The following is a 20,746-nucleotide window of genomic DNA, read 5'->3' on the forward strand; positions in this document are numbered from 1 at the left end:
TGGCCTCCTGTTGCCAACGACTGTTTGCCTACGCTTGTTGGCCTTCGCTTGTGGACGAAGCTAGCGAGAAGCCCGAAGCCCGTCAACAGTTGTGGGCAAACACTTGTTGGCAAACGTACGTTGGCCTACGCTCGCAGGCATGAACGGCAGCAACAGCGACACCACGACCACACCTCCCGGCCCAGGCGCCGGGCCGGGTTCAGGCGCCCCCCGCCGCTCCGACGCCACCCGCGGCGCGATCCTCACCGCGGCCCGCGAACGCTTCGCCGCCGACGGCTACGAGCGGGCCACCATCCGCGCGATCGCCAAGGACGCGGGCATCGATCCGTCCATGGTGATGCGCTACTACGGCAACAAGGAGGGCCTCTTCGCGGCGGCGGTCGCCATCGACCTGCGGCTGCCGGACGTGGGCGCACTGCCCCGCGAGGACGTCGGCCGGGCTCTCCTCACGCATTTCCTGGCCACCTGGGAGGAGAACGAGGTGCTCACGGCCCTGCTGCGGGTCGGCGCGACGAACGCGGCCGGGGCCGAGCGGATGCAGGGCGTCTTCCGGGACCAGTTGCTGCCGATCGCCGAGCGGGCGTGCCCGGACCCCCAGCAGGTCCCGGCGCGGGCCGCGCTCGTGTCGTCGCAGCTGCTGGGCCTGGCGCTGACCCGTTATGTGCTGCGGATCCCGTCCGCGGTGGCGCTGGCGCCCGAGGAGATCGTGGCGTGGCTGGCGCCGACGGTGCAGCGGTATCTGACCGCGCCGAGCCCCTGAGCGCGCCGCGCGGGAGAACACACCGAGGGCGCCGGCCTCGCCCAGGTACGGCTTGCTGCGCGTACGTGCGGCGGGGTCGGCGCCCTCGGGGAACGTGCGGTGAGCGGTCTGGCCGTGGTGCCGGCCGCCGGCTCGGTCAGGCTCCGGCCTTCGCCTTCACGGGAACCTTGGTCTTCGCCTTCGGCTCACGGTCCGTGGACTTGTCCAGGACCATCACCAGACCGGTGATGACCGCGAAGATCGCGAGCGGGGCCACGACGTAGAGACCCAGCGTCTCCATGACGCTCAGGCCCGGACCGGGGTCGTCGCCGTCGTCGCGGGTGACTGCGAGCGCGGGAGACGTCATGAGCAGCATCATCAGCGTCGTACCGGCAGCCAGGGCACCGGCGCGCAGGGCGTTCTTCTTGTCCACGATCCCAAAAGTATCGAATGCCTTGTGGCCCCGCGCGCCCGGGGTGCCATACGGGAGCGACGAGAGGGGGACGGAACGGATCCGCCCGTCCCCGTCTCAGCCCGGCCCGACCGTGCGAGGCCCGCGCAGCACCTCCACCAGAGCGTGCAGGCGCGGCGAGCCCGCCAACCCCTCCAGCGTCACCGGCCTTCCCTCCGCGTCCGCGATCGGCAGGCGCCAGTTCGGGTACTGGTCCCAGGTGCCCGGCAGGTTCTGGGGCCGCCGGTCGCCGACCGCGTCGGGCAGCCACACGCCCACCAGCCTCGCCGGCGTACGCAGCAGGAACCGGTGCACGGCCTGGATCTCGGCCTCCTCCGTCGACGTGCTGTGGCCGCCGCCGGTGCCGTGCAGCAGGCCCAGCCGCGCCAGTACCTCCAGCCACTCCCCGGTGTCCGCCGCCGCCTCCGTCCGTTCCTCCGCCAGCTCCCGGGTCAGCAGGCCCAGCCGGTAGCGGAGTTCGACGTGCTCGCCCGTCAGACGGGCCGCGGTGGAGGGCAGGTCGTGGGTGGTCGCGGTGGCGAGGCAGTCGGCGCGCCAGCGTTCCGGCGGCAGGGGCCGGCCGTCGCCCTCCCAATCCCGCTCGAACCAGAGCACCGAGGTACCGAGCACCCCGCGCTCGCGCAGCGTCTCGCGCACCCCGGGCTCCACCGTGCCCAGGTCCTCGCCGATCACCATCGCCCCGGCGCGCGAGGCCTCCAGGACCAGGACCGCGAGCATGGCCTCGGCGTCGTAGCGGATGTAGGTGCCCTCGGTCGGCGGGTGGCCCTGCGGGACCCACCAGAGGCGGAACAGGCCCATCACATGGTCGATGCGCAGGGCGCCGGCGTAGCGGAAGAGGGCTCTGAGCAGGCGTCGGAAGGGGGCGTAGCCCGATGCGGCCAGGCGGTCCGGGCGCCACGGCGGCAGTCCCCAGTCCTGCCCGCGCGCGTTGAAGGCGTCCGGCGGTGCGCCGACCGACATCCCGGCCGCGAAGTAGTCCTGCTGCGCCCAGGCGTCGGCGCCCCCGGGGTGTACGCCGACCGCCAGATCGTGGATGATCCCGACCGGCATCCCGGCCTCCCGTGCCGCCCGCTGCGAGGCGACGAGCTGGGCGTCGGTGAGCCAGGCGAGCCGGCAGTGGAAGTCGACGCGGTCCATCAACTCGGCGCGGGCGCGGGCCGTTTCGGGCGAGCGGGGGTCCCGCAGTCCGGCCGGCCACCGGCTCCAGTCCGAGCCGTGCACCTCCGCCAGCGCACACCAGGTCGCGTGGTCCTCCAGGGCCTGGCCCTCCTCGGCGAGGAAGTCGACGTACGCGGCCCGCCGGCCGGGGCCGAGCGGCACCTCGCGCACCAGCTCCAGCGCCTCCCGCTTGAGCTCCCACACGGCGTCCCGGTCGATCAACGCGCCCTTGTCCAGCACCGCTTCACGCAGCCGCCCGGCCCGTTCGGCGAGCGAGCGCACCGCCTCGCGGTCGGTGACCTGGGCGTACTCGGGCACGTCCTCGACCCGCAGATGCACCGGGTCCGGGAAGCGCCGCGAGGAGGGGCGGTACGGCGAGGGGTCGGTCGGGGCGCCGGGCACCGCCGCGTGCAACGGGTTGGCCTGCACGAACCCGGCGCCGAGGGCCCGCCCGGCCCAGGCGGTCAGTTCGGTGAGGTCGCCGAGGTCGCCCATGCCCCAGGAGCGCCGGGAGAGCAGGGAGTAGAGCTGGACGAGGAGTCCGTACGAGCGTCCGGTGGTCGTGGGGAGCCGGGCGGGGGCGACGACCAGGTGGGACTCGGCCACCCGGCCGTCGGGCGCCGTGGCGGTCAACCGGTGGATGCCGGGCGGGAGTTGGTCGGCGGCGGCGCGGGTCTCGCCCTGCTCGGTCTCGATCCGCAGACGGGTGCCCCTGGGCAGGTTCCCGAGGGAGGCGGGCGGGCTGCCGCTCCAGCAGACCACCGTCGGCGGCAGCAGCCGGTCGCGCAGCTCACGCTCGCGGGCGGCCAGCGCGGCCGCGGGGCGGTCGGTGTCGACGCCGAGGGCGGCCAGCGCGAGGGTGACGGCGGTGGCCGAGGCGGCGACCGTACGGCCCGGCGACGGACTGTAGGACGTGGCGACGCCGTGCAGCTCGGCGAGGCGGGACAGGTCCTCGGAAGGCGGCTCGGCCGACCCCTGCTCCACCATCTACGGCCTCGCGGGGTCCGGCTCGAAGACCGCGGACTCGCTGGTCAGGTGTGCGGCTTCGGCGAGCGGCGGCTCGCTGGTGAGGGGCTCCGCGTCGGGCAGCGGTGCCTCACTGGTCAGCGGGATCTCGGCGCAGGCGCCCTCCGCGCTGAACACGCAGAAGTGCGGCTCGGTCTCGAGGAACGGCGGCTGCGCCACGGGTTTGGAGCGGGGGTGTGCGGGAGCGACCACGAGGGGCCTCCTTGTCGAGTACGGCGACCTTGCGGGTTATCGCAGCCCTACCCCGTGGGCGCCGCGGCAGACGTACGAACGGCTACAACGTGCATCTCCTCACATTCTGTTGCGTCCGTCCCGATCCCGCCGCGACAGCTGCCGCACGCTTCCGGGCGCCTCGTGAACTCCGCTCGATTCACCGGTTCGGCAATCGGCCGGGAATCTCTTTTTCGCCGCCCACCGGCCGATGAGATCTTGCTAGTCTGGCGGCCATGCAGATAGGCGTGAATGTTCCCAACTTCGGACCCGGAACAAATCCGGATAACCTCGCCCGTTGGGCCAAAACCGTGGAGGGCCTCGGTTTCGACCTGCTGATGGTTTCCGACCACGTGGCGATCACCCCGGATGTCGCGCGGCAATATCCGGCACCATTTTACGAACCTGTCACCACACTCGCCTGGCTGGCCGGAATCACCACCCGGGTGAAACTGGGCACCACCGTGCTCATCGCCCCGTACCGGCACCCCCTGCTGGTCGCCCGCATGGCCGCCAACCTGCAACAACTCAGCGGTGGGCGGCTGATCCTGGGGGTCGGCGTGGGCTGGGCCAAGGAGGAGTTCGAGGCGCTCGGCGTCCCCTTCGAACGGCGTGGCGCGCTCACCGACGAACTCCTGCGGACCCTTCGTACGGCATGGGAAAACGACGCCGACTACGGCTGCGGGCAGATTCCGATCTGGGTCGGCGGAAACAGCGACGCCGCAATTCGCCGGGCCGTGCGCCTGGGCACGCCGTGGCATCCCCTGCGGTTCACGATGCCCTGGTTCGAGGAGGCGCTGGAGCGACTGAAAGGCATTTCCGCCGAGCTCGGTCGGCCCGTCCCGGATTTGGCACCGCGTATCTATCTCCGGATCACGGAAAAACCGATCGACCACCCCGATCGTCGTGCCGGAGAAGGCACCCTCGAGCAGATTCTCCAGGACATCGAGCGGCTGCGCCTCGCCGGTGCCCAGACGCTGCTGCTCGACCCGTACCACGGTGATCCGGACGAGACGCTGCGCCCCGAGGTGGCGTGGCAGGCGCTGGCCACCGTGGCCGCGCACCGTGTCTAGCCGACCCATCCCCACGACAGACGGAGTGACAGTGACCCTCGACACCCACGGCCTGCCCGAGAACGACACCGACCGCGTCACCGTCGTCGGCGAGGCCGAACTGCCCTATCTGCGCCGCTGTGTGGAACTGGCGGCCGAGGCGGTGGACGCCGGTGACTGGCCGTTCGGATCCGTGCTGGTCGGCGCGGACGGCACGATCCTCGCCGAGGAGCGCAACCGCGAGACCACCACCGGCGACCCGACCGCGCACCCGGAGTTCGAGCTGGCCCGCTGGGCGGCGACCCGGCTGAGCCCCGAGGAGCGGGCCGCGGCGACCGTGTACACCTCGGGCGAGCACTGCCCGATGTGCGCGGCCGCGCACGGCTGGGCAGGGTTGGGCCGCATCGTGTACGCGAGCTCTTCCCAGCAGGCCCGGGACTGGAAGGCGGAGTGGGGCGTGGCCGTCACCTCGCCGCTTGCTCCGCTGACCGTCCAGGACGTGGTGCCCGGCCTCGAGGTGGTCGGCCCGGTTCCCGAATTCGCCGCGCAGGTGAAGGAGTTGCAGTGGCGCTTCCGTAACCCGGACAGCCCGGCGAGCTGACGAGGGCATGGCCTACGGCCGGGGCCCGGTGGCGGATTCCGCCGCCGGGCCCCGGCCGTTCCCACAGATCCGCGAGACCGCGGGGCCGCGGGTCCCCGGGTCAGCACATGAACTGGTCGTACTTCGCCATGTGCTCCTGGAGCTCCTCGAGGCTGGGGTTGCGGCCGTTGGCCGTCAGGCGCCCGAGACCCCGGAAGTAGTCCTCGCGGTCGTAGATCGGGTAGAACATGATCAGCAGGGTGGCGTCCTCGCTGCCCCGGTTGGTGAAGCCGTGCGGCTCCCCCTTGGGGACGTAGGCGAACGCGCCCGGCTCACCCACGACCTTCTCGTCCCCGATGGTGAACTCGATCTCGCCCTTCACCACGTAGAACATCTCGGTGGACTCTTTGTGGATGTGCGGGGCGGCGCCCTTCGCCTCGGGGGCCATGTGGTGCTCGAAGAAGCCGAACTCCCCGTTGGACATGGGAGTGGTGAGCTTGAGGTACGTCCTCTTCGTGTCCCGGATGTCGACGTACTCGCCGCCGCCTGCGGGGACATAGAGCGGAACAGACATGATTCTCCTTGGTTGCGCCTGATCAGGTCGTGATCAGCGGGTGGTGATCAGAGGAACGCCCGGATGACGGGCTGGACTTGGTGGTCAGGTGGCCGCTGCCGGCTCCGGCTCGGGCCGCGGCCTGCTGTCCGCCTGTGCCTGCGCCCACCGGCCGATGACCGGGGCCGCGAATCCGCAGACGGCGAACAGTGCGGCCAGCACGACCCAGCCCGTGGTGCCGGTCGTGACGACCACGCTGACCAGGACCGGCGCCGCGATCTGCTGGATGGCCACGCCGAGCCAGAAGACCGACAGATAGACGCCTTCCTGGCCGGGCTTGGCGAGCAGATAGGAACCGCCCCAGCCGCCGGCGGACTGGAACAGCTCGCCGCCGGTCAGCGCGATCATGGCCAGCAGCAGCACCCCGACGGCCAGGACGACCGGCAGCTTCGGTGCCGCGACGAGCAGCAGACAGCACAGCGCGAGGGAGAGACCGGCCCGCACCAGGGCGCGGGAGGCGCCGGCGATGGTCTCCGTGTTCCGGCTGGCCCGCACCTGGAGGGCGACCGCGAGCACGGTGTTGACCGCCACCAGAGGGGCGATCATCGCGGACGAGACCTCGGTGTGTCCGACGATCCACAGCGGGATGCCGATGCTCAACAGGGTCATGTGCATGGTGAGCACGGCGTTGATCCCGGTGAACGACAGGAACGATCCGTCGCGCAGCACGCTCATCGAGAACCGGCGGCGCAGGCTCTTCGCCGGCGCGCTGAGCACCGGCAGCCGGGAGGCCAGGGTCGCGAGCACGGCGAACGAGACGGCGTTGAGCAGCAGGATCCCGGCGTATCCCGCCCGGTTGTCGATGAGCAGCCCGATCCCGCCGAGCAGGGCGCCGACGGTGAAGCCGACGTTGCGCAGGGCCCGCAGGACCGCGACCACCCTGACCCGGTCGTCGGCCTCCGTCGCCTGGCCGACCAGGGCCTGTTCCATCGGTGCCGCCGCCTTGTCGACCAGGCCGAGCAGACACACCACGGTGAGGAACTGCCACAGGTTCTGGACGAAGGGGTACACCACGAAGCAGGCGCACCGCCACAGGCTCACCCCGACCAGGACCTTCTTCGGACCGATCCGGTCGGCGAGGATGCCGATCGGGATGGCCGTGGCCAGGGCGATGGCGGCGGACAGGGTCAGGCCCAGACCGAGCTTGCCCTCCGACAGGCCGACGGACCGGGTGATGAAGGGCACCGAGACGGCCAGGAAGGCGCCGGTGCCGACGGCGTCGATCATCGCCATCACGGCCAGCCGCAGGCCGACCGCGCCGCCGGGGACGGACCCCCGCCAGCCTCGGACGCGCTGCCACAGATCAGACATGTGCCGTCCTCATTCGGTCGTGATGCGGACGGCGGCGTCCGCGTCGAGTACGCGCCGGAGCGTGGTGTCGGCGTCCGGCCCGGTGGCGATGACATGCCCGGCGCGGTCCCAGGAGGACGCCCACGGCCGGACCTCGTCGCCCGCCGCGACGTCCACCTCCACGACCCGGACCCCGGGCAGTTCCTGTGCCTCGGCCACGCCGGAGACCTCCGTCACGGTGCCGGGCCCGGCGGCCAGGAACCGGATGGCCGAGGTCTGCTCGGCCGACCGGGGCAGCGTGACCGGGCGGCCGGCGAGCAGGTCGATCAGGGTCAGCCTGATCCGGGTGCCGTAGGCCAGGTCGTTGAGGTCGATCAGATAGTCGCCGGGGCAGCGGCCGGCGCATTCGACCAGCGTCGGACCGGAGTCGGTGAGAATCCACTCGGCGTGCAGGATGCCCGTCCGGTAGCCGGTGGCGTCGACCAGGGCCCGCATGGCCGCCCCGAACGCGTGCTGGGTGTCCTCGTCCAGCGGGGCGGGCAGCAGATGACCGAGTTCCACCGGGTACGGCCCGGGGATCACGGTCTTGGCCGTGACGTTCTGGAAGATGATCTCGCCCTGCCGCACCAGCGCCTCGACGCTGAACTCGGGCCCCTGAAGGCGTTCCTCGGCGAGGAACCGCCACGCCAGCTCCCGGTCGGGCACCTGCTCGTACTCGGCCGCGGACGAGGTCCGCTCCCATGCGCGCGCCGCCGAGGCCGCGTCGACCGAGTCCAGCAGCTGCACGCCGACGCTCGCCTGCCGGTTCGCCGGCTTGACCACCACGGGACCGTCACCGGCGAAGTCGAGGATGTCCTCGGGCCCGAACACCTCGCGCCAGCGCGGATTGCGCACGCCGGCGGCACCGGTGACCTCGCGCAGCCGGACCTTGTCCCGCAGCGCCTGCGCGGCCGCTTCGGTCGCGCCCGGCAGCCCGAGCTTCTCGGCCAGCGCGGCCGTCGCCGGCACCGCGTACTCCAGGCCCGGGACGACCGCGGCCACGGGGCGCACGGCCGTCAGTTCGGCCGCCAGGTCGAGGGCTCCGGTCGACTGCTGGTAGCTGGCCGGCACGATGCGGTCCAGGCAGTCGAAGCGGGCCGCCGCGTCCGACAGTTCCCGCTTGCGGATGATGTCGGGTTCCTCGATCACCACGACGGACCCGCTGGGCACGCTCGCGTCGATCGCGCGCAGGTAGGCCGCGTTGTAGCCGACAAACACCACCTGCGCGTCGGGGGCGGGGGTGGTCATGGGGACCTCCGGGTTGCTGGTTCGGACCACTGCATGGCCGCTGCCTTTCTGGGGTGGGGGGAGTCGTGAGCGACGGCGCTCATACGGCCGCCCCGAGCGCTCCGGCGTGGTCCGCTCGTACGGGTGTGCCGTCGATGACGACCTCGAGAGCGGCGAGCACCTCGGCGCACCGTCGGCGGGCCTCGTCGGGCGAGGCGCCGGAGACGATGACGTGTCCGTGCCGGCTCTTGGAGTCGCGGACCTCGGTCACGGTGTCGCCGGGGTGCAGCTTGAGGCTCAGCTCGTCGACGTGGTCGAGCCCGGCGGCCTTCTCCAGACCGCGGATCTCGTCGACGTGGCCCGGCGGGAAGGCGAAGAACCGGACGATGGCCGTCGCGGTCGCCTCGGCGGGCCTGGCCGGGGTGCCCGCCAGGCTCGCGAAGATCGCCTGTTCGATGTCGAGGCCGGTGGCCAGCTGGACGAGGCGGGGGATGCGGTCCCCGCCGAGCCGGGCCTGCGACTCGACGATGCGGGGGCCGGCCGCGGTCCAGATCACCTCGGTGTGCGCGGGCCCGAACCGGTACCCGCACGCGGTGAGCAGTTCGGTCGTCAGGTCCTCGACGGCCTGCCGGCGCTCCGGGGGCAGGGGCGCCGGATGGACGTGCCCCGCCTCCACGAACAGCGGCGGCGCGCCGAGCAGTTTCTCGGTGATCCCGACGATCCGGTGCTCGCCGTCCCGGCTCAGTGTCTCCACGCTGTACTCGGGACCGCGCAGATACTCCTCGACCAGGAACGGACCGTCGTAGTCGTACTGCTCGACGAGTGCCGTCCAGACCGCGAGGTCCGCCTCCTCCTGCCACAGGAACACGCCCCGGCTGCCGGCCAGTGCGGTCGGCTTGACCACGGCCGGGCGGCCGATGCGGCGGACCGCGTCCGGCACCTCGCGCCGGGTCGCCACCGCCTCGAAGGTCACGGGGGACAGTCCGCGTGCGGCGAGCAGGTCCCGCATGGCGTGCTTGTCGGTGAGGAACCGGACGGCCTCGGCCGGGTTGACCTCGACGTGGAGTTCCTCGGCCACCTCGTAGGCGGCGGCCATCGTCTCCTCGCGGCCGATGTGGTAGATCACCGAGGCGCGGTGCTCCTTCGCCACCTCGCGGATGGTGCGGCGCAGCAGTTCCTCGTCCCGGAAGTCGGCCGTGACGAACACGTCCGCCAGGGCGCGTACGTCGTCCAGGTACTCGGGCGTCTGCAGCCGCGGGTCCCAGATCGCGCCGACCCAGAACCCCTCGTCCTGTGCCTTGCGGACGAACTGGCGGTACGGCATCACCATCAGCAGGCGGGGCCGGTCGTCCACGGGCGCCGTCACCGGGTGCCCCCGGCCGCCTGCTCCTCGGCGACGCGGCCGAGCAGGCTCAGATAGCGCTCGCCGGTGTCGGGGAGCAGGGTCACGATGCGCTTGCCCCGGTTCTCGGGACGGGCGGCCACGACACCGCAGGCGTGGACGACCGCGCCGGAGGAGACGCCGACGGTGAGGCCGGCCTGCACGGCGAGCCGCCGGGTGGTGTCGAGGGCGTCGGCGTCGGCGACCGCGATCACCTCGTCGATGAGTTCGCGTTCCGTGGTGGGTGCGATGAAGCCGCCGTTGAAGCCGGGGATGGTGTGCGTGCCGGGCTCCCCGCCGGACAGCAGCGGCGAGCCGGCCGGCTCGACGGCGACGATCCGGACGTCGGGGTTGCGCTCCAGCAGGTAGCGTCCCGCGCCGCTGAGGGTGCCGCCGGTGCCCACTCCGCAGACGAAGACGTCGATCCGGCCCTCGGCGTCGGCCCAGATCTCCGGGCCGGTCGACTCGTAGTGCGCCCGGGTGTTGTCGGGGTTGTCGTGCTGGCAGCAGAACCAGGAGCCGGGGGTCTGGTCGTGGAGTTCCCCGGCCTTGTCGACGGCCGCCTGGTAGCCGCCGGTGTGCGGGGTGCGCACCACCTCGGCGCCGAGCGACCGGAGCATGGCGACGCGCTCCTGGGTCGCGTTGTCGGGCAGCACGATGACGCAGCGGTAGCCGCGGGCGGCGGCGAGGGCGGCCAGCGAGATGCCGGTGTTGCCGGACGTCGCCTCGATCACGGTGCCGTTGCCGGGGGTGAGCAGTCCGCGCTCCTCGGCGCCGCGCAGCATCGACAGCGCGGCCCGGTCCTTGCTGCTGGACCAGGGGTTGAACAGCTCCAGCTTCGCCAGGACCTCGGTCCCGGCCGGGACCCCGGCCAGGACGCGGTCCACGGGGAGCCGGAGCAGCGGGGTGCGGCCGATCAGGTCGACGAGGGAGTCGGCGACCGGGCGGGCGGTGACCGGCTCGGTCCTGATGTCGATCTCCTTGACGGCGGCCTCGGCGGTCCGCGCCGCGAGCTGGGCGGTCTCGGCGATCACGAGGACATGGCCGGCGCGGTCGCCGTTGCGGCGCGGCTCGCGCAGCACGGCGCCGGGCTTCGGCTTGACGACGACCTCCTCCACGCCGGGCAGCGCGGCGGCGCGCTCCTGGCCGGAGACCGACACCACCCGGCCCGGCCGGGCGATCAGGTAGCGGATGGCGGCGCCGGCGACGGGGTGCTCGGGCACGACCCGGGCCGGCAGCGGCTGACCGAGGTACTGCCGGGCCACCAGCTCCAGGGACTTGATGCCGAGGGCGCGGTCGGCCAGGTAGGTGATCTTGCCGCCGGCGGGCCGGGGGTTGATCTCGATGAGCTTGGGCCCCGCCTCCGTGACCTTGATCTCGACGTGGGCCATGCCCAGGTCGAACCCGCAGGCGCGCAGCGACTCCACGGCCAGGTCGCCGATGGCGGCCACCAGCTTGTCGGGCAGGCTGGAGGGGAAGCTGTGGGCCAGTTCGACGAAGTAGCCCTGGCCGATGACCGACTTGTCGGTGACGCCGAGGACCTCGTACCGGTCGCCGTCGGCGAGCACCTCGACGCTGACCTCGGGGCCGGTCAGGTACTCCTCGACCATCAGCTCGTGATAGCGGCTCTGGCCGCGGGTGTTCTCCACGCGGGAGCGGATCAGCTCGACGTGTTCGGCGGCCTGCTCGGCGGTCTCCACCAGCCGGACGTCGGCGCTGGAGGTTTCGTCGGCCGGCTTGACCACGCAGGGCAGGCCGATCTCGGCCGCGGCGGCCGCCGCCTCGGCGGGGGTCTGCACGGTGCGGAACGCCGGTATCGCGACGCCGAGTTCGGCGCAGCGCCGGCGCATCAGCGCCTTGTTGCGGGCCGTGGCGACGCCGTCGACGCTGACGGTGGGGAGCCCGAGGTGGACGGCGACCTCGGCGGCCACGACCACGTCGTACTCGGCCAGGGTCAGGAACGCGTCGAAGGGGTGCTCGGCACCGGCCCGGTGCACGTGCGGCAGGAGTTCCTCGAGGATGTTCGTCTCGCAGTGGACGATCTCGTCGACGTACTTCTCGAAGTAGGCCGGGCCGCCCGGTACTTCGAGGTAGCGGTCCAGGTCTCGGGTGAAGAACGTCACCCGGCAGTCGAGTTCCTTGATGATCTGCAGGCCCTCGAAGCCGGAACCGGAGAGGTTGCTCTCCAGTACACCGACGTGAGTCATCTGTGCCTCCGATGGCGTACCGACACGTGGTCGGGTTGAGATGCGGCGAACGTTGCGGGGTACTGCGACGAACGGGGTGGGGCCGGTGATCCGGGCGTCACCAGCACCCGGAGGTGGCCAGGGCGCGCAGCAGCTGGTCGGCGTCCTCGCGGTCCGCGGCCGAGGGCCGGGACACGATCTCGGCGGCGGGGGCCATCACGCGGGCCTTCGGGGGCACGTCGCCCAGGACGAGCGCCCCGGCGCCGATCAGCGCGTCGTGGCCGACGGTGACCGGGCCGAGCACGATGGCGTTGGTGCCGAGGACCACGCGGTCGCCGACGACGGGGTGGCGGCGGGCGCCGGGTTCGCGCCGTCCGTCCTTCCACCAGCCGACGGCGCCGAGGGTGACCTGGTGGAAGATCGTGACGTCGTCGCCGACCTCGGCGGTCTCCCCGATGACCACGGCGGCCCCGTGGTCGATGAAGACGCGCCGGCCGAGCCGGGCGCCCGGGTGGATCTCGATGCCACCGGTGAAGGCGCGTGCCAGGTAGGCGAGAAGCCGGGCGGTCTGCCGGTGCCCACGGGTGAACAGGACGTGGGCCACGCGGTGGGTCCACACCGCGGGCAGCGCGGGGTGCAGCAGGGCCTCCGCGCGGGTGCGGATCGACGGGTCTCGCGCGACGATCACGGAGAGGTCCTCCCTCATCCTGGTGATCACTGTGCGCATCGCGGTCCTCCGTGGTTCATGTCCTGAGGTGGTTCATGTCCTGGTGGGGGTGGGCAGTGTCGGATCCGGGCGCCCGGCTCAGTAGTTGGGGGCCTTGACCAGGTTTCCGGCGCCGTTCTTGATCTCCGGGACGTACACCCGCTCGTTCCAGACGTCCTGGGCCACCGGTTCGAGGGCGATCGAGACCGCGCCCTCGTCGACCGCGAAGGCCGTCCGGACGGCACTGGTGATCGCGTCGACCAGAGCGGTGACCTGTTCGGCCTCGAGGTTGTTGGGGAAATGCTTGATGCTGACGTGCGGCACTCCGGTGACCTTTCTGGTGAGTCGTGCGGCCTTTATGGCGCCGACGAGTTCGTCTATTCCGTTCGCGCGCAGCAACTCGTAATGATCGGCTTCGAGTCGGTGGAGCGCGGGAGGTGTGGTGGTGAGCGCTTCACCGGAGTCGATGAACGATTCCTGGTCGCCGGTCGCCCTGAATACCGTGACCGGCGCGGCGATGGTGCGCTCGGCGAGTTCGTGGGGGTCGTACTCGAAGAGGAATGTCCGCCGCACCACGCCGACGATCCTGCGTACCCATTCACGGTCCAGGTGCTCGAACCGGTCGCTGACGAAGGCGACGAAGGATTCCTCGTCGTGTGTCGCGGCAAGGCATTCCTCGACCGCCGACTTCTCCAGGTTTCCGGCGAACACCGAATACAGGATGGAGACGAAGGTGGAGTCGTCGAAGCCGGTCGAGGTCCGGCCGGCCACGTCACCGAGGAATTCCACGGGCGGTTTTCCGGGCGCGATGAGGATTACCTCGTCGACCTGCTCGCCGGCCTGCTCCAGCTGGTGGGCGGCCTCGAAGGCGAGCCGGGCCCCGAAGGAGTAGCCCCACAGGGTGTACGGGCCGGCTGGCTGGACCTGCCGGACGAGTTCGAGGTCCTGGGCGACCATCTCGGCGAACGTCTCGTATGGGGTCTCGTCCGCGTTGATGCCGTAGGACTGGACGCCGAGGAACGGCCGGTCAAGGTCGAGGCGGCCTGCCAGCAGCCGCAGGCTCATCGGGTAGCCGCCGAGACCGGGCCAGCAGAAGATGGGCCGACGGCCGTCCGCGGCGCGCAACCGCACCAGCCGGGAGGCCGCGGTGGCGGGCTCGCGGTCGACCCGCCGGGCCAGTTCGGCGATGGTCGGCGCGTCGAACAGCACCTGGAGCGGCAGGGCGGCGCCCAGCTCCTGGTTGATGCGGTTGACCAGGGAGACCGCGGTCAGCGAATGGCCGCCGGAGGCGAAGAAGTTGTCGCGGATGGAGACGCGCTCCTGCTTCAGCACCTTCGCCCATAGGGCGGCGATGGCCTCCTCGGTGGGGGTGCGCGGCGGGACGACGGGCGCCTCGGTGTCGTCGACGGCGGCCTTGTCGAGCTCGCGCAGGGCCTGGTGGTCGACCTTGCCGTTGGGGGTGAGCGGGAAGGCGTCGAGGACGGTGACCCGGTTGGGCACCATGTACGGCGGCAGGGCCGCTGCGAGGTTGTCCTTGATGATCTCGGCGGGACCCCGCATGTGCACGGAGTCCTCCTTCATGCCCTCGCTGAGCCGCTGCTGGGCGCTGATGCGGCCGCCGACGGCGAAGTAGGACGCGGTGTCCGGGCCGAGGCCGACGAGGTCCGCGATGCGCCGGGCCGAGGGCAGCGGGTTGCCGGTCTCGGAGCTGTACCCGGAGGACATCAGCCCGAGGTCCAGACCGTTCATCTGGAGGCGCTGGAGCTCCCGGCCGAGGTCGACGTAGCGCTGCCATGCCTCGGGCGCACTGCCGATCAGGCTGACCCCGAAGCTCGAACGCGCGTAGACCTCCTGGTTGATGGCGATGACATCCTGTTTGCGGACCAACTCGTCGCACACCCGCACCAGTTCGCCGGCGTGGTAGCGGTACTGGCCGTCGGCCAGGTCGGCGATGCGGCCCGGGTGGGCCTGCACATACAGGTCGACCGCGGCCGGCTCGGCCTCGGTGGCGGCCGTGCCGATGTCGTACGAGGCCAGGTAGTAGTCCTCGTCCGGGCAGCGCAGGACGTCCTTGACCGCCGGCTCCGCCGGGCGCGCGGCGATGCGCAGCCCGTAGGCGGGCAGGACGTGGTCGAAGAGGCCGACCATGTGACCGGCTTCGAACTGGAGGACTTCCTGGATGTTGTTGCGGTAGACGGGCTCGATGGCCGAGCGGCGCCCGATGAAGTGGGCCCGCAGCCGCGGCTCCCCGGCGGGGGCCGGGCCGATCAGTGTGAGCCGGTGTTCGACCGGGTGGTAGTAGTAGTGGCCCGCCTCCAGGCCCGCGATGCCGGACAGCTCCAGGTAGAGCTGGGTGGCGTACAGGGATCCGGGTGAGGCGTAGCCGTACTTGGCCAGCAGCCGCTCGCCGCTGGTGAACCGGCCGAACCAGCGCAGCAGCGTGCCGAGTTCGGTCAGGGTCAGGGTGTCGGGGTCCCGGGGCGCGGCTACTTGGTCTGTCGCGGGGGCGAGCAGGCGCAGGAGGTCCTGCCGGGTGACGTCGCCGCCCTCGTAGAAGCGGTACGTCTTGCGGGCGAAGACCGTCCGCCGCTGATCCGGCGTCGCGGCGCGTCCGGGCAGCTCGACGAACGGCAGGCCGTGCTCCTGGCGGACGCCCAGACCGGCGAGCTGGGCCTTGAGCTGGAGCTTGCTCTGCTTGGACTGGTGGTGGGCGCCGTGGTTGCCCTGGTCCATGACCGCGGCCCGGTGCGGGTCGAGTTCGACGAAGGCGATGAGGTTGGCGCCGACCCGCGTGTCGTCGCGGACCACGACCGCGGCCCGCTTGACCCAGTCGTGCTTCTCGATGGACACCTTGATCTCGTCCAGCTCGACCCGGAAGCCGCGCAGTTTGACCTGGCTGTCGGTGCGGCCGAGGAACTGCACGGTCCCGTCGTCGTTCCAGCGGGTCAGATCGCCGGTGCGGTAGAGGCGGGCGGAGTCCGGGTCGGTGGCGAACGGGTTGGGGAGGAACCGTTCGGCGGTCATGTCGGGGTTGTTGAGATAGCCCCGTGCCAACTGCCGCCCGGCTATGTGGAGTTCACCGGACTCGCCCGGCGCGACCGGTCGCCCGGCGGGGTCGAGGATGTGGAAGCTCATGCCGTGCACGGGCCGGCCGATGGCGATGTGGTCCGGGCCGTGCTGGACGGTTGCGCGGTCCACGGTGAGGGACGAGGCGTTGATCGTGGTCTCGCTGGGGCCGTAGAGGTTGACCAGTTCGGCGTCCGGCAGCGCGTCGAGCAGCTCGATCGCCAGGCTCTTGGTGAGTGCCTCGCCGCCGCTGAAGAGCTGGGTGAGCGAGACGCAGTCGGACAGCCGTCCGGAGTCGACGAGCGCCTGGAGCAGGGTCGGCACGCCCTGGAGCGTGGTCACCCGGTGCGTCTGGATCAGGTCGAGGAGACCGCCTGGGTCGGCGTAGACGCCTCGTTCGCTCATCACCACACCGCTGCCGCAGGCCGGGGCGAGGATCTCCCACTGGGCGGCGTCGAAGCTCAGCGGCGTCTTCTGGAGCACCGTCCGGCGTTCGTCCAGGCCCTGTTCACCGGCCAGCCAGCGCATCTGGCTGACGATGCTGCGGTGTTCGATGCCGATGCCCTTCGGGTTGCCCGTGCTCCCGGAGGTGTAGATGACGTAGGCCAGGGTGTCGCCGCGCGGGGGCCGCGGCGGACCGGCGACGGCGTCCCGGGAGGCCCTCGCCCCGGCCGCGGTGACGATCTGCGTGTGCGCGGGAGTGAGTGCGGACAGCCGGGAGACCAGGGACTCGTCCGTCAGGATGAGCTTGGTCCGGGAGTCCGCGATCATGTAGCGGACGCGCTCGTCCGGGTACTCCGGCGACAGCGGCAGATAGGGAGCGCCCGAGTGCAGGACGCCCCAGACGCTCGCCATGAGGTCGACGGACGGATCCATGAAGATCCCGACGGGTTCGTCCGTCGTCGCACCGAGGCCGCGCAGATGACCGGCCAGGGTCTCGGCGCGTTCACTGAGCTGCCGGAAGGTCAGTCGCTGGGTGCCGCACGAGACGGCGGTCCGATCGGGTCGGGCGAGCGCGGCCGCGCGCAGCATGTCTGGCAGGGACAATTCCTCGGACCCCATCGTTGTCGCCATCATCCTCGAACCTGGAATCAGTCACTTTGTGAGTGCATTTGGGCAAGGCAAAGGAATGGCATGGTCATGCCAAAGGTTGGGCAAGACCAGACCATGTCAGCGTCAGCAGCCGGAGTCGACCTCGATCAGCGCACGGGAAATTCCCCTGTCTCAGAATCGAGAAGGGCGCGACAAAGGACGGTTCTCTGGCTTTACGTCAGACAGAAAGCGCTTGGATGTGAATGAACGGTCGCCGACGGTCGGGGAAACTCCCTGCGACCACGGGGCGCGATAGAGGCGCTCAGACCGACTCGTACGCGGCGGGACATCGCGAACAGAAGCTCAGTGATCTACCACTGGGTTTCGCGAACATACCTTTCAATACCCCCCGATTGATGGGCCGGCTGGTGAAGCCGACCGTGATCATCATGCGATCAGCCTTCACTTTAAATCCAGTCGACCCTCGTTGTAAAACCCCGATTACGTCACATGGCACGGGTGTTGGCCGAATCACGATGCATGACGAGGTGTCATATGGGGGCGCTTCAGGGACAGTTCGGACAGACCTCGGCCGGGGGCGGTGGCCGGATCCAGCCACCGGTGAACGGTCACCCGCGACCGATAACCGACCACTATTCACTCAGTACATGTAGCGAGTGCATAATGATCGCCATGAGCACCCGCCACATCCTGCTGGGGCTGCTCGCCACGGGGCCGAGCCATGGCTACGACCTCAAGCGACGGCACGACGAACGCTTCCCGCAGGCCCGCCCGCTGGCCTACGGGCAGGTCTACACAACCCTTCAACGACTGGTCCGCGACGGACTCGCCGAGGTCGAGGGCACCGACTCGGACGGCGGACCGGAGCGCACCATGTACCGCTCCACCGTCGACGGACAGCGAGAACTCGCCACGTGGGCAGGGGAGATCACGCCGCCCGCGCCCTTCGTGACCAACGAGATCTTCGCCAAGGTCGTCGTCGCGATCCTCGCCGGCGGCGACCCGGAGGCGTATCTCAGCGCCCAACGCGCCGCCCACATGGTGCGGATGCGTGAACTCACCCAGGTCAAGACGGCCAAGGGCGCGGATCTCGCGACCGTGCTCTCGGCGGACTACGCCCTCAACCACCTCGACGCCGACCTCCGTTGGATGACCACCACGGCCGGCCGGCTGACCACCCTGACCGCGGAGGTCGACACAGCATGAGCAACGAAGTGCCGCTTCTGGCGGCCCGCGACCTCGTCAAGACGCACGGCAGGACCGAGGCCCTGCGCGGCGCCTCGGTCGAGCTGCGGGCCGGCGAGATCCTGGCCGTCACCGGCGCCAGCGGCAGCGGGAAGTCGACGCTGCTGCACTGCCTGGCGGGCATTGTCCGTCCGGACGGCGGCTCGGTCTCCTACGCCGGTGAGCGGCTCGACACCCTGCCCGAGAAGCGGCTGAGCGAGCTGCGCCGGACCGAGTTCGGGGTGGTCTTCCAGTTCGGCCAGCTGATCCCCGAGCTGACCGCACTCGACAATGTCGCCCTGCCGCTGATGCTGGCGGGCGCCGCGCGCGGGGCGGCCCACGAGAGGGCCGGTGAGTGGCTGGAGCGTTTCGGGGTGCGCGGGCAGGAAGGGCTGCGGCCCGGCGAGATGAGCGGCGGGCAGGCCCAGCGGACCTCGCTGGCCCGGGCCCTGGTCACCGAACCGAAGGTGGTCTTCGCCGACGAGCCCACCGGCGCGCTGGACTCGCTGGCGGGCGAGCAGGTGATGACGGCCCTGGTGCACACGGCCCGCGAGCAGGGCACCGCGGTCCTCCTCATCACCCACGACGCCCAGGTGGCGGCGTACGCGGACCGCGAGGCACGCCTGAGCGACGGCCTCGTGACGCCGACCGGGGTGACGGTGTGACGCCCGGCTCGCACCCCGCCAACGACGCCACAAGCGACACCGACCCGAACACCGGACCCGGCAGTCCCACCGACACCCAACCCCCACGCACCACGCAGCCCACCCCGGACACCACCGACACCCGAACGGCACGGACCGAACCGACCACACAGCCCACCCGGACCGCACCGGACACGCGACCCGGCGGACCACCCGAGAACACCAAGACCCAACCCCCACGCACCACGCGGCCCACCCCGGACACCCGGCCCGGCGGACCCGCCGAGAACACCAAGACCCACCCCCCGCAGGCCACCCCCACCACACACCCCACCCGCACCACCCCAGGCACCCGGCCCGACAGCCCCACCGACAACACCGACACCCGGACGCCACGGACCGAGCCGACCACACAGCCCACCCGCACCGCACCGGACACCGGACCCGGCAACTCCCACATCCGGCCCCCGCGGACCGAGACGGGCGGCCGGTCCGGTGGCACGCGGCCCGGTCTGCACGGCGACCCGACCAGAGACGGCACTATGCGATCACCACACACCACTCCCCCCACCCGGCCCGGCGGCATGAGCACCCAGGGCCCCCGGTCGGGCCGGCTGCCCGGCGGCAGCGGCTCCCTGGGCTCCGACCTCCGCCTCGCCTGGCTGCTCACCCGCGGTTCCGACCGGCGGGAGTGGTGGCGGGTCGGGCTCACGGCGGTGGGCGCGGGGCTCGCGACCGGGTTCGCGCTGGCCGCGGTGAGCCTCGCCGCGCTCCAGGGCCGCTACCACGTGTCCGTGGGCGCGGGTCTCCTCGACGACCCCGGCACCCGCTCCGGCGTCATCGTCGTCCTGCTGCTCCTGCTGATCCCCGTCCTCGGCTTCCTCGGCCAGTGCGCCCGTATCGGCGCCGTGCACCGCGACCGGCGACTGGCCGGGCTGCGGCTGGCGGGGGCCTCGGCCGGGCAGGTGCGGCGGATCGCGGCACTGGAGACCGGGCTGGCCTGTCTGCTCGGCTCGCTGCTCGCCACGGTCGCCTCGGTCGTGGCACTGCTGGGCCAGTGGCAGCACCCGACCTGGCTCGCCTGGGCCGGGATCACGCTGGTCGCCCTCGGTGTGCCGGTGCTCGGCGCCGCGGCGGGTGTGCTGGCGCTGCGCCGGGTGGTGGCCTCGCCGCTCGGCTGGGTCCGCCGGGTGCGGACGGGGTCGGGGCGCGGGTTCTGGGCGCTGTTCGCCGGCGGGGTGCTGGTCGTGGCGGCGGTGGCGCTGGCCGCGACCCGCAGCACGTCCTCGGGTATGCCCGGCGACGGCGGCTCGTACGCGAACGGGCCGCTGCTCGTGGCCGGGGCGCTTGTCCTGGTCGGCGCGGCCGCGGTGGGGATCACCGGAGCGGTGGCCACGCTGACGGGCCGGTGGCTGGCCCGCCGGGCCCGGACCGCGGCGACCCTGATCGCGGCGGAGAGGCTGCACGACGACCCCTGGGCCGCGGCCCGCACCCATGCGGCGGTGCTGCTGGTGACGGTCGTCGGGACGGGTTTCGTGGGCGTGCGACAGGTGCTGCTCGCCGAGCTGGACTCCAGGCAGCCCGGCGGGCTTTCCGCGAGCATGTCGTACTACACCACCGGCGTGAACCTGGTCGCCGCCGCGATCGCCGCCACCCTCGTGATCACCCTCTCCGGCCTCGCCGTCGGCACCGCCGAGTCGCTGGCCACCCGCCGCCGCGGCCTGGCCGCGCAGACCGCCGCCGGGGTGCCGCAACGGGTGCTCGGCCGGGCGCTGCTCCTGGAGACCGCGCTGCCGCTCGCACCCGCCCTGCTGCTGGGCGGCGCAGGCGGCATGGCGATCGGCGTCTGGTACTCCCGGATCCCCGAGGACGGGCCCGCCGTCACGCCGTACGCCGCGCTCCTGGTCCCCTTCGCGGTGTACGCCTGCTGTCTGCTCGCCGCCGCCACTTCACTCCCGCTGCTGCGCCGCTCCCTGAATCCCGCGGAGCTGCGCTACGCGTGAGCGGTGAAACGACCGGTCCCGGGGGCACGGGGGACCCCCGGGACCGGTGCGCAACCGTCCGCGGCAACACGAAGGCC

At 71.7% G+C, this 20,746-nt stretch carries 16 protein-coding genes and 1 pseudogene; 6 read left to right on the forward strand and 11 right to left on the reverse strand.

The features are described from left to right. Window positions 1–139 precede the first annotated feature (139 nt). A complete protein-coding gene (locus OG381_RS18165) occupies window positions 140–760 on the forward strand; it encodes a TetR/AcrR family transcriptional regulator (RefSeq protein WP_327717138.1) in 621 nt (206 codons plus the stop codon). A gap of 136 nt (window positions 761–896) precedes the next feature. Here the strand turns inward: OG381_RS18165 and OG381_RS18170 are convergent, their stop codons facing one another. The 3 genes from OG381_RS18170 to OG381_RS18180 form a co-directional block, all read right to left on the reverse strand. Further along, window positions 897–1,172: a hypothetical protein gene (locus tag OG381_RS18170; RefSeq protein WP_327717139.1), complete on the reverse strand. Its 276-nt coding sequence runs from the start codon at window positions 1,170–1,172 to the stop codon at window positions 897–899. Window positions 1,173–1,268: 96 nt separating this feature from the next. After that, the gene (gene malQ / locus OG381_RS18175) at window positions 1,269–3,356 is read right to left on the reverse strand and encodes a 4-alpha-glucanotransferase (protein ID WP_327717140.1); all 2,088 of its coding nucleotides are present in this window, start codon (window positions 3,354–3,356) and stop codon (window positions 1,269–1,271) included. After that, entirely contained in the window at window positions 3,357–3,554 is a 198-nt protein-coding gene (locus OG381_RS18180; protein WP_307037450.1) for a hypothetical protein, read from the reverse strand. It lies immediately after the preceding gene. A 287-nt stretch (window positions 3,555–3,841) separates the two neighbouring features. Here OG381_RS18180 and OG381_RS18185 point away from each other — a divergent pair, with 287 nt between their 5' ends. Further along, window positions 3,842–4,678, forward strand: a complete 837-nt coding sequence (locus OG381_RS18185; RefSeq protein ID WP_327717141.1) for an LLM class flavin-dependent oxidoreductase — start codon at window positions 3,842–3,844, stop codon at window positions 4,676–4,678. Window positions 4,679–4,709: 31 nt separating this feature from the next. Continuing rightward, complete coding sequence (locus OG381_RS18190) at window positions 4,710–5,258, forward strand: nucleoside deaminase (protein WP_327717142.1); 549 nt, start codon at window positions 4,710–4,712, stop codon at window positions 5,256–5,258. 100 nt (window positions 5,259–5,358) lie between these two features. Here OG381_RS18190 and OG381_RS18195 read toward each other — a convergent pair whose 3' ends face one another. From OG381_RS18195 to OG381_RS18230, 8 genes and pseudogenes are all read right to left on the reverse strand, one after another. Beyond that, complete coding sequence (locus OG381_RS18195) at window positions 5,359–5,811, reverse strand: cupin domain-containing protein (protein WP_266826971.1); 453 nt, start codon at window positions 5,809–5,811, stop codon at window positions 5,359–5,361. An 84-nt stretch (window positions 5,812–5,895) separates the two neighbouring features. After that, on the reverse strand, window positions 5,896–7,161 hold the full coding sequence (locus tag OG381_RS18200; RefSeq protein ID WP_327717143.1) for an MFS transporter: 1,266 nt from the start codon (window positions 7,159–7,161) through the stop codon (window positions 5,896–5,898). Window positions 7,162–7,170: 9 nt separating this feature from the next. Further along, window positions 7,171–8,427: an ATP-grasp domain-containing protein gene (locus tag OG381_RS18205; RefSeq protein WP_327717144.1), complete on the reverse strand. Its 1,257-nt coding sequence runs from the start codon at window positions 8,425–8,427 to the stop codon at window positions 7,171–7,173. A gap of 79 nt (window positions 8,428–8,506) precedes the next feature. Beyond that, entirely contained in the window at window positions 8,507–9,772 is a 1,266-nt protein-coding gene (locus OG381_RS18210) for an ATP-grasp domain-containing protein (RefSeq protein ID WP_327717145.1), read from the reverse strand. After that, a complete protein-coding gene (locus tag OG381_RS18215) occupies window positions 9,769–11,010 on the reverse strand; it encodes a cysteine synthase (RefSeq protein WP_443062034.1) in 1,242 nt (413 codons plus the stop codon). Before OG381_RS18215 ends, OG381_RS18210 begins: the two co-directional genes overlap by 4 nt. Before the next feature lie 3 nt (window positions 11,011–11,013). Further along, a pseudogene (locus OG381_RS18220) lies at window positions 11,014–11,994 on the reverse strand (ATP-grasp domain-containing protein); the annotation flags it as partial. 97 nt (window positions 11,995–12,091) lie between these two features. Next, complete coding sequence (gene epsC / locus OG381_RS18225; RefSeq protein ID WP_266826963.1) at window positions 12,092–12,700, reverse strand: serine O-acetyltransferase EpsC; 609 nt, start codon at window positions 12,698–12,700, stop codon at window positions 12,092–12,094. 78 nt (window positions 12,701–12,778) lie between these two features. Beyond that, entirely contained in the window at window positions 12,779–16,792 is a 4,014-nt protein-coding gene (locus tag OG381_RS18230) for an amino acid adenylation domain-containing protein (protein ID WP_327717146.1), read from the reverse strand. Between the two features lie 678 nt (window positions 16,793–17,470). Here OG381_RS18230 and OG381_RS18235 point away from each other — a divergent pair. The 3 genes from OG381_RS18235 (at window position 17,471) to OG381_RS18245 (ending at window position 20,669) form a co-directional block, all read left to right on the forward strand. Further along, on the forward strand, window positions 17,471–18,004 hold the full coding sequence (locus OG381_RS18235) for a PadR family transcriptional regulator (protein ID WP_327717147.1): 534 nt from the start codon (window positions 17,471–17,473) through the stop codon (window positions 18,002–18,004). Further along, complete coding sequence (locus tag OG381_RS18240; protein ID WP_327717148.1) at window positions 18,001–18,687, forward strand: ABC transporter ATP-binding protein; 687 nt, start codon at window positions 18,001–18,003, stop codon at window positions 18,685–18,687. The genes OG381_RS18235 and OG381_RS18240 overlap by 4 nt, the downstream gene beginning before the upstream one ends. Before the next feature lie 563 nt (window positions 18,688–19,250). After that, window positions 19,251–20,669, forward strand: a complete 1,419-nt coding sequence (locus OG381_RS18245) for an FtsX-like permease family protein (RefSeq protein WP_327722491.1) — start codon at window positions 19,251–19,253, stop codon at window positions 20,667–20,669. Window positions 20,670–20,746: the final 77 nt, after the last annotated feature.

Origin of the sequence: Streptomyces sp. NBC_00490 (genome assembly GCF_036013645.1) — a bacterium.
In the GTDB taxonomy this organism is placed as follows: domain Bacteria; phylum Actinomycetota; class Actinomycetes; order Streptomycetales; family Streptomycetaceae; genus Streptomyces; species Streptomyces canus_F.